The organism is Streptomyces sp. NPDC094032, assembly GCF_040303965.1.
GTDB lineage: Bacteria > Actinomycetota > Actinomycetes > Streptomycetales > Streptomycetaceae > Streptomyces.
In genome coordinates this window covers 19,449-31,813 of record NZ_JBEOUE010000025.1, presented here as the reverse complement: position 1 = coordinate 31,813, position 12,365 = coordinate 19,449, and the positions used below count along the sequence as shown (strand labels likewise).

Genomic DNA, 12,365 nt, shown 5'->3' with positions numbered 1-12,365 from the left:
ACACACGCCCAGCCGTCCCAGGGTACCGGGCCACCCATGATCGCCCTTTCGAATACTCTCATTGGCCTCTTCCCCGGGCGGGCGCCCAGGGATTCTCCGTCTGCCGGCGGTCCCCCATGTGGGGGACCCCCCGCTTCGGCTGAGTTCCTGTTTCCTCCCCACAGGGTGGGGACTGCGCGCGGCGCCGAGGCGTCCCGGTCTCACCCGCGCTCCGCAGGCGTTTACCCGGCGCGTCTCCGCGCAGGGGCCCCCGGCCCGGGGGTGGAGGGTGCGGTCGTTGCGGCCCCGAGGATTCGGCGGCCTTCGTGGAGGACGTTTCTGCCCGCATTCCAGTCCCGGTCGTGCCGGGTGTGGCACGCCGGACACGTCCAGGTGCGGACGCGCAGGGGCTTGGGTCCGTCGTGATGCCCGCAGACGGAGCAGATCCGAGAGGACGCAAAGTACCGGTCGACCTGGGCGAAAGAGCGCCCTCGTCGGGCGGCTTTGTACGCCAGCATCGTCACGAACTGTGCCCAGCCCGCGTCGTACACGCTCTTGGCCAACCGGGTCCGCGCCAGTCCCGCCACATTCAAGGACTCGGTGAAGACGGCTTGGTTCTCGCTCGTCAGCTTGTGAGACCACTGGTGGTGAAAGTTACGGCGCGCATCGGCGACCTCGGCGTGCACACGGGCCACCCGGACGCGGGCCTTGTCCCGGTTCTTCGATCCCTCCTTCTTACGCGACAGGCTGCGCTGCCGCTTCCTCAGCCGCTTCTCGGCCCTGCGCAAGTACTTCGGCGAGGCGATGTGGCTTCCGTCGGCCAGGACCGCGAACCGGGTCAGCCCGAGGTCGACACCCTGGTCCCCATCAACAGGCGGCAGGGCGTCGGCGGCGGGATCCGTCTCGACGACGAACGAGACGAAGTACCGTCCGGACCTTTCCCTGATCAGTGTCACCGACGTGGCGGCCGAGGGAAGGCTCCGGCTCCACTTCACCCGCAGATCGCCGACCTTCGGCAGGTGCAGCTTGCCTGCCGAGGTGATGCTCCAGCGGTCGGAACGGGTGAACCGGGCGGTCTGCAGGGTGTCCTTCCTCGACTTGAAGCGCGGCGGGGCGACCCTCGCCGCCCCGTTGCGCATGCCGGTCTTGGACTCCTCGTGCGCCTTCCACGCCGCATCCAGGTCCCGCAGTGTCTGCTGGAGCACGCGCCTTGACCGGTGCGATGCGGGCCAGCCCGTCGTTCCAGACCACCCGCCTGCAGCCGAACACCCGAGCCGCGACGACCCGCTGGCCGGGAGTCGGGTAGGCGCGGAACCGGTACCGGAGCTGCATTCCGACGGGCCCCTTCCCTCACGCCGTGCGGAGAATCGTCGAGCACCACCCGACGCACATCACGCTACGCACCCGACTCGTCACGCATAGGCGAACGGTGCTCGGTGTGACATGGGCCTCAAACCCTGGTTGATCTTCACGGGTCGCCCCGAACTATGGTCGTCGTCGAGCCGCGCACCCGGCATCACCGCACCGGACGACTGGTGGCGACCTGCTGTCCGATATTCATAAAGTGGGGCAATGCGCACCGAGGACGTCCTGGCCGCCATCGCGACCGGCCTGTGGCGCTGGGACAACGCGTCCGGGGTGGTCACCCTCGACGCCGAGGCGGCCCGGCTCCTCGGGCTGCCCGCGGAGCCCGCACGGCTCACCGAGGCCGCCGTGCGCTCCCGCTTCCACCCGGTCGACTGGAACGAGATCGACGGCGTGGTCCACCTGGCCGTCGCCGAGGACACCCTCGCCGAGGCCCGGCTGCGGATCATGGACGAGCACGGCCGGGTGATCCGTACCGTACGGAGCAGGTCCAAGCCGCTGATCGAGGGCGACGACTACCAGCTGGTCGGCACCCTCCAGGAGGTCGCCGAGCCGCAGCCCGGCACCGCCGCCCGCACCCCCATCACCGGTGACTGGCGCCGCTCCCGCGAGGCGTTCCTCCTCGACGCGGGCCGCGCGCTCGCGGAGGCCCGGTCGACGGCCGAGGTGCTGCGGGTGGCGGCCTCGCTGTCCATGCCCGGCTTCTCGCCCGACGGGCTCGCCGTCTTCGGCATGTCCGGCGACCGGCTCACCGTCATCGGGCACCACGGGCACAGCGAGGGCGACGAGGGCCCCTTCACCTCGATGTCCCTCGACACCGACTACCCGGCGGCGGAGGTGGCCCGCACCGGCCGGGCGATCTATCTGCCGTCGCCCGAGGAGTACCTGCGCCGCTACCCCATGACCTGGCCGCTCGCCCAGCGCTTCGGCCGCCGCTCCTGGGCCTTCGTCCCGCTGGTCGTCGCCGGGCGCACGATGGGCGCGTGGATGGCCGCGTTCAAGCACCCGGTCGCCTTCACGCCCGACGAGCGCTCGGTGCTCACCACCGTCGCCCGGATGCTGGCCCAGGCGCTGGCCCGCGCCGGGGTCGCCGAGTCCGAGCGCGAGCTCTCGCTGGGGCTCCAGCGCACGATGATGCCGGTGCTCGGCCCCGGCATCCCCGGCATCCAGGTGGCCGCCCGTTACGTGCCGACCGGCGGCGGTCTCCAGGTCGGCGGCGACTGGTACGACATGATCCGGCTGCCCGGCGGGTCCGGCGCCGGCCGGATCGCCCTGGTGATCGGCGACGTCCAGGGCCACGACGTGCGCGCGGCGGGGCTCATGGGGCAGCTGCGGATCGCCCTGCGCGCGTACGCCTCCGAGGGGCACCGCCCGGACGCGGTGCTCTCCCGCGCCTCCCGCTTCCTGTACGGGATCAACGAGGGCACGGGGGAGGGCGACGACAACGAGGGCGCCTTCGGCGGGCTCCGCTTCGCGACCTGTCTCTACCTGGAGGTCGACCTGGAGTCGGGCGTGGTCGAGATCGCCCGCGCCGGGCATCCCGATCCTGCGGTACGGATGACCGACGGAACGGTTCTCCTGAGGCCCACCGCCGGCGGCCTGCCGCTCGGCATCGACCCCGACACCGACTACCCCACCACCCGGCTCACCCTGGAGCCCGGCGAGACCCTGATGATCTGCACCGACGGCCTCCTGGAGACCGGCGGCCACGACCTGGACAGCGGCTGGGAACGGGTCCGCAAGCTGCTCGAATCCGACGGCGGCGAGGACCTGGAGGCGCTCGCCGACCGGCTCGTCGAGGCCGTCCACGGGCCCGGCTCGCACCACACCACCGGCCCGCTCGCCGACCGCCGCGAGGACGACATCGCCGTGCTGCTGCTCTCCCGGCAGGGCGCCGCCGCGCTGCCCGCCCCGCGCCGCACGATGATGACGGTCGCCCAGGCCGAGCCGGAGCGGATCGCCGCCGCCCGCGAGCAGCTGCGCCAGCTCCTGCACGACTGGTCGGACGCGGACCAGGTCGACTCGGCGGTCCTGATGGTCTCCGAGATGGTCACCAACGTCCTGGTGCACACCGACGGCGACGCGCTGCTCGTCGCCGAGGTCGTGTGCGGGGCGGAGTCCCGGCGCCTCCGGGTCGAGGTCGCCGACGCGAGCGACGAGCTCCCGCACAAGCGGCACCCGGGCGAGATGGCCTCCAGCGGGCGCGGTCTGTGGCTGATGGAGATGCTGGCGCACGCGTGGGGCGTGGACCCGAGGGGCGAGGGCAAGTCGATCTGGTTCGAGCTGCACGAGCCGCCGGAACACGAGCCGCAGCCGTAACGCGCGACCCCCCGCCCCCGGAGGAGACTGGTGTCGTGCAACGGCCGCCGGGGGGACCGGGAGCCCGCCATGGACACGCACAAGCTGGGCAGTGACGTCACCGTCCTCGGGGACAGCCTCGACGTGCCGGGGATCGGGCACCTGCCCGTCAACGCCTTCGTCCTCACCGCCCGCGAGCCCGTGGTCGTCGACACCGGGCTCTCCGTCGCCGACCGGGACTTCCTCGCCGTGCTCGGCGGTGTCGTGGACCCGGCCGACGTGCGCTGGATCTGGCTCACCCACCCGGACCGCGACCACACGGGCGGCCTCTTCGCCCTCCTTGAGGCGGCGCCCCGGGCGAAGGTGGTGACCACCTTCGTCGCCGCCGGGATCATGACCACCGAGCGGGCCCTGCCGATGGACCGCGTGTACTTCCTCAACCCGGGCCAGAGCCTGGATGTGGGCGACCGCGTCCTCGACGCCTTCCGGCCGCCGCTCTTCGACAACCCCGCCACCGTCGGCTTCTACGACGAGAAGACCCGGGTCTGCTTCAGCTCCGACTGCTTCGGCGGCCCGATGCCCACCGAGGAGCTGGCGCGCTCCGGGCACGCCAACGACCTCAAACCGGAGGAGCTGCGGGGCGCGCAGCTCCTGTGGGCGACGATCGACAGCCCGTGGGTGCGGATCGTGGACCCGGTGAAGTACGGGCTGTGGGTGGACCAGGTCCGGGAGATGAACCCGGAGATCGTGCTGAGCACGCATCTGCCGCCGGCCGTGCGGATGACCGGCCGGATGATCGAGACGATCACGGCGGCCCCGGACGCGGACCCGTTCGTCGGCCCCGACCAGGCGGCCCTGGAGCGGCTCCTCGCCTCCTTCGAACCGGGCGGCCTGCCCGCCTAGTCGCCCGCCGCCGACCCGTACCGGCTGCGCAGCTCGCCGAGGACCCCGAAGGCGGCGGCCGTCAGGGGGACGGCGAGCAGCATGCCGAGGATGCCGGCGACGGAGGCCCCGGCGGTGATGGCCAGCATGACCACGGCCGGGTGCATCTGCACGGTCCGGCTCTGGACCATGGGCTGGAGGACGTTCCCCTCCAGGACCTGGACGGCGAGGACGACGCCGAGCACCCACAGCGCGATGACGAAGCCCCGGTCGGCGAGGGCGACGAGGACGGCGACCGCGCCGGACAGGAAGGCGCCGAGGTACGGGATGTAGGCGGTGACGAAGACGAGCGCGGCCAGGCCCACCGCGCCCGGCACCTTCAGGACCAGCAGGCCGATGCCGATGAGGACCGCGTCGACGAGCGCGACGAAGGTGGTGCCCCGCATGAAGCCCTCGACGGCCTCGAAGGCGCGCCGCCCCATCGCCTCGACCATGTCGCCGGTGGAGCGCGGGGCGAGCGAGCGCAGGGCGTCGACCGCCCGGTCGGAGTCGCGCAGGAAGAAGAAGATCAGGAGCAGCGCGAGGACGGCGGCGGCGAGCATCTGGGCGACCACGCTGAGCCCGGAGATCACCCCGGAGGCCGCGGTCCCGCCGAACTTCTCCAGGAGCGCCTTGGCGTTCTTGGTGACGTCCTCCAGGGAGGTGCCGGCCGCGCCGAGGTGCTTGGCGATGTCGGTGGCGGCCTGTCGCAGGGAGGCGATGATCTGGTCGCCGGTCTCGATCAGGGCGGCGACGACGATGTACGTGGCGCCGCCGACGACCGTGAGCACGGCGATCACCGTGAGCCCGGCGGCCAGCGACTTCTGCACCTTCATCCGCAGCAGCCTGCGGTAGAGCGGGCCGAGCAGGGCGGTGCCGAGGAGGGCGAGCAGGACGGGGGTGACGGCCGTCTTGAAGACGACGCAGAGCCAGATGAAGACCGCCGCGACCCCGGCGACGAGGAGGGCGACGGCGCACCAGGCGGCGGTGCGGCGGGCACCCTCGGGAAGCAGCGGCGACGGGCGATCGGTGGACACGCGTCCACCGGACCACGCCGCCCGGCGTGTCGTCCTGCGGTGGGGGCCGGACGGGTGACAGCCCGTCAGGGTGCCGGAGGGGCTTTACGGGCATGGGTACGGGTACGGGGCCGACGACCCCGTACCCGTATCCGTGTCCCGCGCGCCCCTGCCCGTACCCCTGCGGGCTCGGTTACTCGCCCATTCCGTGGACGGCCGGGATGGTGCCGAGGCGGCCGGCCTGGAAGTCCTCGAAGGCCTGGCGCAGTTCGGCCTGGGTGTTCATGACGAACGGGCCGTAGTGCGCCATGGGCTCGCGGATCGGCTGCCCGCCGAGGAGCACGACCTCCAGGTCGGGGGTGTTCCCGTCCTGCTTCTCGTCGGCCCGCACGGTCAGCGCGCCGCCCTTGCCGAAGACGGCGGTCTGGCCCATGTGGACCGGGCGCCGCTCGGTGCCGACGGTGCCGCGGCCGGCCATCACGTACGCGAGGCCGTTGAAGTCCTCGCGCCACGGCAGGTTGATCTCGGCGCCGGGGCGCAGGGTCGCGTGGATCATCGTGATGGGCGTGTGGGTGATGCCCGGGCCCTGGTGCCCGTCGAGCTCACCGGCGATGACGCGGAGCAGCGCGCCGCCGTCCGGGGAGGTGAGCAGCTGGACCTGGCCGCCGCGGATGTCCTGGTAGCGGGGGGCCATCATCTTGTCGGACGCGGGCAGGTTCACCCAGAGCTGGAGGCCGTGGAAGAGGCCGCCGCTCATGACGAGCTGCTCCGGCGGGGCCTCGATGTGCAGGAGGCCGGAGCCGGCGGTCATCCACTGGGTGTCGCCGTTGGTGATGGTGCCGCCGCCACCCTGGGAGTCCTGGTGGTCGAAGATCCCGTCGATGATGTAGGTGACGGTCTCGAAGCCGCGGTGGGGGTGCCACGGGGTGCCCTTGGGCTCTCCGGGGGCGTACTCCACCTCACCCATCTGGTCCATCATGATGAACGGGTCGAGGTACTGGTAGTTGATCCCGGCGAACGCGCGGCGCACCGGGAAGCCCTCCCCCTCGAAGCCGGAGGGCGCGGTGGTCACCGCGAGCACCGGCCGGGCGACCGCCTCGGCGGGGGCGGCGACGCGGGGCAGGGTGAGCGGGTTCTCGACGGTCACGGCGGGCATGGCGTGCCTCCTTCTGTACGACCACTTTAGTTGAAGTCCGTACGACTTACTTCGGCTGACTTTAGTTGAAGTTTGAACTTTCCGCCACCTGGAACGCAGAACGCCCGGGAGGTATTCCTCCCGGGCGTCCCCTGCGCTCCGCGCACCAGCCTCCGTCAGCCGTACATCCGCCGCATCGCGAAGTCGACCATCTGCTCCACGGCCTTCGCGTCGAAGACCATGCGGTGGTCGCCCTCCATGTCGAGGACGAAGCCGTATCCCGTCGGCAGCAGGTCGATCACCTCGGCGCCGGTGATCACGAAGTACTTCGACTCCTTGCCCGCGTACCGCCGCAGCTCCTTCAACGAGGTGAACATCGGGATCACCGGCTGCTGGGTGTTGTGCAGCGCGAGGAAGCCCGGGTTGTCCCCGCGCGGGCAGTAGACCTTCGAGGTCGCGAAGATCTGCTGGAAGTCCTCGGGCGCGAGCGTGCCGGTCGTGAACGCCCGCACGGCGTCCGCGAGCGACGGCGGCGACGGCTCCGGGTACAGCGGCGGCTGCTGGGCGTAGCCGCCCTGCGGCATGGCGCCGCCGTGCATCGGCGGCGGCTGCTGCGGCTGGCCGTACTGCTGCTGGGCACCCGGATTCTGGTCGTAGCCGTACATGCGGCCCAGCCTATCGAGCGACGGCCCGCCCGGGGGGCGCATGGATGCCCCGCGCACTCTTCTTCGCACGGCACGGACCTTCTTGCTAGGTTCGCGGAAGCAATCCGGCCACCACGGGGGTGAAAGATGGCGCTCAACGCCAAATGGCAGGAAATCATCGGGGAACAGCCGGCGGCGATGAGCCTCGCCGGGGTTCCCGCGCCCGACGGCGGGGGCGGCGGCGGACCCGACCTCAAGGCGGACGTGGGTCCTTGGCACGGCGCGGGCAACACCGCGGGCGAGCTCAAGACGTCCACGACGAGCTCGGTCACCGACCTCGACACCGCGAACGAGGGGGTCACCGGCGGCACCGCGGGCTTCGACTCCTCGGCCGCGCTCACCGAGATCCTCGGCACCTGGAAGAACCGCCTCACCGCGGTCCGCGACGAGTGCGGACGGCTGGAAGGCGCCCTCAAGGCCGCCGGACGCGACTTCGGCGAACGCGAAGCGGACACCCAGCAGAAGGTGGCCGCCGAGGGCGCCCGCCAGCCCGACCCGAAGAAGGAGGGCTGACCGCCGTGCCCACCTGGCAGCAGCTGCGCGACGTGAAGCTGACCGAGTACACCGACGCCGCCGACGGCTGGGGCAAGGTCAGCTCCCGCGCCAACGCGGACAAGGACCGCGTGGACAACGGCATGTTCGCGAAGATCCACGACACCCAGAAGGGCGAGACCGCGAACAAGGCGGGCGGCGACGTCCAGCAGCTCTCCCGCAACTACCAGTACCTGCACACCGAATGCGGCCTGGTACGGACCGCGCTCAACGGCCTGGCGGCCGAACTGGCCGCACCTCAGAACAAGTTGAAGCAGGCCCTGGAGGACGCGGAGAACCTCAAGTTCACCGTGCAGGCGGACGGCTCGGTCAGCTATCCGACCAAGTCCTTCGTCCTCAAGGGCGACCAGACCGCCCACGACGGCGCCCCCTTCCCGTATCTCCCCGGCAAGGCCGAGGGCATCGGCAGCGGCGACGAGAACAAGGGCAAGGCCGAGGACATCGCCCAGCGCATCGGCGACGCGGTGCGGGAGGCTGCCGAGATCGACGGCCGCTACGCCGGCGCCCTGCGCAAACTGAAGGCCGAGCCCGGCCTCACCGTCAGCGACGAGACCCTCGCCGACGCCGCCAAGGACACCAAGGCGCTCCAGGAGGCCGCCGGCAAGTACGCCGACGACGACACGATCCCCCACGGCAAGTCCCCCAAGGAGAACGCCGACTGGTGGAACGGCCTCACCCAGGAGCAGCGCGACGAGTACGCGACGCTCTACCCGGCCTCCATCGGCGCCCTGGACGGCATCCCCTCCACCGTCCGCGACGACGCCAACCGGATGGTGCTCGCGGAGTCGAAGGCCCAGTACCACCTCGACCTCAAGGCGATACCGCCCGAGCCCGTCCCGAAGATGGTCTTCGCCGGCCGCGCCGGAATGGTGTACAGCGACGCGTGGATCAAGTGGGACAAGGAGTACGGCGACCGCAAGGCCCACCTGGAGAGCTCGCTGAAGGGCATGGACGCGATCGACGAGCGGTTCGCGAAGACGGGCAAGGACGGGCTGCCAGAGGCGTATCTGCTGGGCTTCTCCCCTGAGGGGCACGGCCGGGCGATCGTCGCGAGCGGAAATCCCGACACCGCCGACCACACGGCCGTCTACGTGCCCGGCACGACATCGAACCTGGGCAGCATCGGCGGCAACATCGACCGCATGAACAGCCTGTGGCGCGAGTCCCACGCGATGGCGCCGGGCTCCAATGTCTCGACCATCACCTGGCTCGGTTACGACGCCCCGCAGGACATCGTGAAGGACGCGCCCTTCAGTCACTACGCGAACGACGGCGCTCCGGCCTACAACAAGTTCATGGAGGGACTGGAGGTCGCGCAGGGCGGCCCCGACAAGAGCCACACCACCGCCGTCGGGCACTCCTACGGCACGACCCTGATCGGCTCGGCGGCGCGCCAGGGCACGCTGCACGCCGACGACATCGTCTTCGCGGGCAGTCCCGGCGTCCAGGTGGGCTCGGCGGGCGAACTCGACGTCCCGAAGGGGCACGTGTGGAACGAGGAGGCCGACGGGGACGCCGTGCCCGACATCGGCCGGTGGGGCCACGGCGGCAGCCAGTGGCGACTGGGCGGCGGCGTGTTCCTCATCCCGAGCGACGAGGTGTTCGGCGCGAACCAGATGGCCACGGACGGGGAAGGTCACAGCGACTACTGGAACGACGGCAGCCTGAGCATCAGGAACCAGGCCGCCGTGGTCACCGGCGAATACGAACAGGTGAAGAAGGTTGACTAAGGTCCGGGCCGGCGCCGCCGCCACACTGGCGGCGCTCCTCACACTCACGGGATGCAGCATGTCCGATTCGAACGGGACCGCCTCCGGCACGCCCGGCTCCGGCACGTCCGGCTCCGCGACAGCCGGCTCCGACGGGGCGAAGGTCGTCGGAGTACGCGACCAGGACGAGGTGAACGCCGAGACCAAGAAGGTGTCGAGCGAGCTCTTCGACCTGATCGCGGTCCAGGGAACGGCGTCCAAGGCAGGCGCCGGAGTCCGCTCCTGCGAGGGCCTGGACCGCGAGAAGTTCTACACGATGTTCCACCCGTGGAGCCTCTCGGCGAAGACCGACGACGAGCTGGCGCAGGCCATGGAGCGGCTGAGGACGGAGCTGCCCAAGCGCGGCTGGAAGATCGTGAAGTACGGCCCCGACGACAGCCCCGCCAAGAGCCTGGAGCTGACGGCCGACAACGACGAGCGGAAGTTCGGCGTCCACGTCAGCTTCTGGAAGGCCCGCACCGTGCTGGGCAAGCCGAAGCCCCCGATGCTGATGATCGACGTGATCTCCGGCTGCTACCAGGTCCCGGACGGGCAGAAGGTCGAGCACTACTGACCGCGCCGGCCGGCCACTGAGGGCGGCGTCACAGACATCTTGGCCGGATAGGGGTTGCCGTTATTACCGGTGGGTAGCATCATCGTAGAGAGCGTGAGCTACCCGCCGGTAGTCGTCGTGTACGCGTATGAGGAAACCGCCTCCCCGAGCCTTTACGGAGCCGTCGCCATGGGGCACTACAAGTCGAATCTCCGCGACATCGAGTTCAACCTCTTCGAGGTGCTCGGCCGCGACAAGGTGTACGGCACCGGTCCGTTCGAGGAGATGGACGTCGAGACCGCGAAGAGCATCCTCGACGAGATCCGCCGCCTCGCCGAGAACGAGCTCGCGGAGTCCTTCGCGGACGCCGACCGCAACCCGCCGGTCTTCGACCCGGAGACCAACACCGCGCCCGTCCCGGCCACCTTCAAGAAGTCCTACAAGGCCTTCATGGACTCCGAGTACTGGCGCCTCGGCATCCCCGAGGGCATCGGCGGCACCACCGCCCCGCGCTCCCTCGTCTGGGCCTACGCGGAGCTCCTGCTCGGCTCGAACCCGGCCATCTGGATGTACTCCTCCGGCCCCGCCTTCGCCGGCGTCCTCTACAACGAGGGCAACGAGGCGCAGAAGAAGGTCGCGCAGATCGCCGTCGAGAAGCGCTGGGGCTCCACCATGGTCCTCACCGAGCCCGACGCGGGCTCCGACGTCGGCGCCGGCCGCACCAAGGCCGTGCGGCAGGAGGACGGCTCCTGGCACATCGAGGGCGTCAAGCGCTTCATCACCTCCGGCGAGCACGACATGGAGGAGAACATCCTCCACTACGTCCTCGCCCGCCCCGAGGGTGCCGGCCCCGGCACCAAGGGTCTGAGCCTCTTCCTCGTCCCGAAGTACGAGTTCGACTGGGAGACCGGCGAGCTCGGCGCCCGCAACGGCGTCTACGCGACGAACGTCGAGCACAAGATGGGCCTCAAGGCCTCCAACACGTGCGAGATGACCTTCGGCGACCAGCACCCCGCCAAGGGCTGGCTGATCGGCGACAAGCACGAGGGCATCCGCCAGATGTTCCTCATCATCGAGTTCGCCCGCATGATGGTCGGCACGAAGGCGATCTCCACCCTCTCCACGGGCTACCTCAACGCCCTGGAGTACGCCAAGGAGCGCGTCCAGGGCACCGACCTGGCGAACTTCATGGACAAGGCCGCCCCCAAGGTCACCATCACGCACCACCCCGACGTCCGCCGCTCGCTGATGACGCAGAAGGCGTACGCCGAGGGCATGCGCTCCCTCGTCCTCTACACGGCCTCCGTGCAGGACGCGATCGCGCTCGCGGAAGCGGCCGGCGAGGACACGAAGGCCCTGCACGGCCTGAACGACCTGCTGCTCCCGATCGTGAAGGGCTACGGCTCCGAGAAGGGCTACGAGCAGCTCGCGCAGTCGCTCCAGACCTTCGGCGGCTCCGGCTTCCTCCAGGAGTACCCGATCGAGCAGTACATCCGGGACGCCAAGATCGACACCCTCTACGAGGGCACCACGGCCATCCAGGGCCAGGACTTCTTCTTCCGCAAGATCGTCCGCGACCAGGGCGCGTCCCTGAACGCGCTCGCCGAGGAGATCAAGAAGTTCCTCGCGGTCGGCACCGGCGGCGAGGAGCTGGCCGGCGCCCGCGACGCGCTCGCCAAGGCCGCGGTCGACCTGGAGGGCATCGTCGGCAAGATGCTCACCGACCTCACCGCCACCGGCGAGGACGTCAAGAACATCTACAAGGTCGGCCTCAACACCACCCGCCTGCTGATGGCCTCCGGCGACGTCGTCGTCGGCTACCTGCTGCTGCGCGGCGCGGCCGTCGCCGCCGAGAAGCTGGCCGCGGGCGCCTCCGCCAAGGACGTCCCCTTCTACCAGGGCAAGATCGCGGCCGCGAAGTTCTTCGCCGCCACCATGCTGCCGGGCGTCACCGCCGAGCGCCTCCTCGCCGAGGGCGTCGACGGCTCGCTGATGGACCTCGACGAGGCCGCGTTCTAGGACACGGCACGGCTTCGAAGGACCTGGACGAGGCGGGTATCCGTACCCGCCTCCGTCCGCACCGGAACGGCTCGC

The 12,365-nt window shown here is 70.6% G+C and carries 10 protein-coding genes and 1 pseudogene; 6 read left to right on the top strand and 5 right to left on the bottom strand.

Annotated elements, in window-relative coordinates; translation table 11 throughout:
- Positions 1–221: 221 nt before the first annotated feature.
- Both ABTZ54_RS28370 and ABTZ54_RS28365 read right to left on the bottom strand, forming a co-directional pair.
- Positions 222–1,184, bottom strand: coding sequence for an RNA-guided endonuclease InsQ/TnpB family protein (locus ABTZ54_RS28370; RefSeq protein WP_351668441.1), 963 nt, complete (start codon positions 1,182–1,184; stop codon positions 222–224).
- A 70-nt stretch (positions 1,185–1,254) separates the two neighbouring features.
- Positions 1,255–1,311: pseudogene (locus tag ABTZ54_RS28365) on the bottom strand (helix-turn-helix domain-containing protein); the annotation flags it as partial.
- A 240-nt stretch (positions 1,312–1,551) separates the two neighbouring features.
- On the opposite strand from ABTZ54_RS28365, the gene ABTZ54_RS28360 reads away from it, so the two are divergent.
- Together ABTZ54_RS28360 and ABTZ54_RS28355 are read left to right on the top strand one after the other, a co-directional pair.
- The gene (locus ABTZ54_RS28360; protein ID WP_351668439.1) at positions 1,552–3,663 is read left to right on the top strand and encodes an ATP-binding SpoIIE family protein phosphatase; all 2,112 of its coding nucleotides are present in this window, start codon (positions 1,552–1,554) and stop codon (positions 3,661–3,663) included.
- A 69-nt stretch (positions 3,664–3,732) separates the two neighbouring features.
- Positions 3,733–4,545: an MBL fold metallo-hydrolase gene (locus ABTZ54_RS28355; RefSeq protein ID WP_351668437.1), complete on the top strand. Its 813-nt coding sequence runs from the start codon at positions 3,733–3,735 to the stop codon at positions 4,543–4,545.
- Here the strand turns inward: ABTZ54_RS28355 and ABTZ54_RS28350 are convergent.
- From ABTZ54_RS28350 to ABTZ54_RS28340, 3 genes are all read right to left on the bottom strand, one after another.
- Positions 4,542–5,600, bottom strand: a complete 1,059-nt coding sequence (locus tag ABTZ54_RS28350; RefSeq protein WP_351668435.1) for an AI-2E family transporter — start codon at positions 5,598–5,600, stop codon at positions 4,542–4,544. The two genes, ABTZ54_RS28355 and ABTZ54_RS28350, sit on opposite strands and share 4 nt — an antisense overlap.
- 172 nt (positions 5,601–5,772) lie before the next feature.
- A complete protein-coding gene (locus ABTZ54_RS28345) occupies positions 5,773–6,735 on the bottom strand; it encodes a pirin family protein (protein WP_351668433.1) in 963 nt (320 codons plus the stop codon).
- Positions 6,736–6,890: 155 nt separating this feature from the next.
- A complete protein-coding gene (locus ABTZ54_RS28340) occupies positions 6,891–7,379 on the bottom strand; it encodes an SseB family protein (RefSeq protein WP_351668431.1) in 489 nt (162 codons plus the stop codon).
- A gap of 126 nt (positions 7,380–7,505) precedes the next feature.
- Between ABTZ54_RS28340 and ABTZ54_RS28335 the strand changes: the two genes are divergently transcribed.
- The 4 genes from ABTZ54_RS28335 (at position 7,506) to ABTZ54_RS28320 (ending at position 12,290) form a co-directional block, all read left to right on the top strand.
- Positions 7,506–7,931 carry a hypothetical protein gene (locus ABTZ54_RS28335; RefSeq protein WP_351668429.1) on the top strand — a complete coding sequence of 142 codons (426 nt, stop codon included), beginning with the start codon at positions 7,506–7,508 and terminating at the stop codon, positions 7,929–7,931.
- Between the two features lie 5 nt (positions 7,932–7,936).
- Positions 7,937–9,700, top strand: a complete 1,764-nt coding sequence (locus ABTZ54_RS28330) for an alpha/beta hydrolase (RefSeq protein WP_351668427.1) — start codon at positions 7,937–7,939, stop codon at positions 9,698–9,700.
- A gap of 58 nt (positions 9,701–9,758) precedes the next feature.
- Entirely contained in the window at positions 9,759–10,292 is a 534-nt protein-coding gene (locus ABTZ54_RS28325) for a hypothetical protein (protein ID WP_351668425.1), read from the top strand.
- Positions 10,293–10,460: 168 nt separating this feature from the next.
- Positions 10,461–12,290 carry an acyl-CoA dehydrogenase gene (locus ABTZ54_RS28320; RefSeq protein WP_351668423.1) on the top strand — a complete coding sequence of 610 codons (1,830 nt, stop codon included), beginning with the start codon at positions 10,461–10,463 and terminating at the stop codon, positions 12,288–12,290.
- The last annotated feature ends 75 nt before the right edge of the window (positions 12,291–12,365 follow it).

What these genes read in the sequence shown, in the direction of transcription:
- ABTZ54_RS28345 (WP_351668433.1), bottom strand. Translation starts at nt 6,735, where the DNA reads ATGCCCGCCGTGACCGTCGAGAACCCGCTCACCCTGCCCCGCGTCGCC.
- ABTZ54_RS28355 (WP_351668437.1), top strand. Translation starts at nt 3,733, where the DNA reads ATGGACACGCACAAGCTGGGCAGTGACGTCACCGTCCTCGGGGACAGC.
- ABTZ54_RS28335 (WP_351668429.1), top strand. Translation starts at nt 7,506, where the DNA reads ATGGCGCTCAACGCCAAATGGCAGGAAATCATCGGGGAACAGCCGGCG.
- ABTZ54_RS28340 (WP_351668431.1), bottom strand. Translation starts at nt 7,379, where the DNA reads ATGTACGGCTACGACCAGAATCCGGGTGCCCAGCAGCAGTACGGCCAG.
- ABTZ54_RS28320 (WP_351668423.1), top strand. Translation starts at nt 10,461, where the DNA reads ATGGGGCACTACAAGTCGAATCTCCGCGACATCGAGTTCAACCTCTTC.
- ABTZ54_RS28325 (WP_351668425.1), top strand. Translation starts at nt 9,759, where the DNA reads ATGTCCGATTCGAACGGGACCGCCTCCGGCACGCCCGGCTCCGGCACG.
- ABTZ54_RS28360 (WP_351668439.1), top strand. Translation starts at nt 1,552, where the DNA reads ATGCGCACCGAGGACGTCCTGGCCGCCATCGCGACCGGCCTGTGGCGC.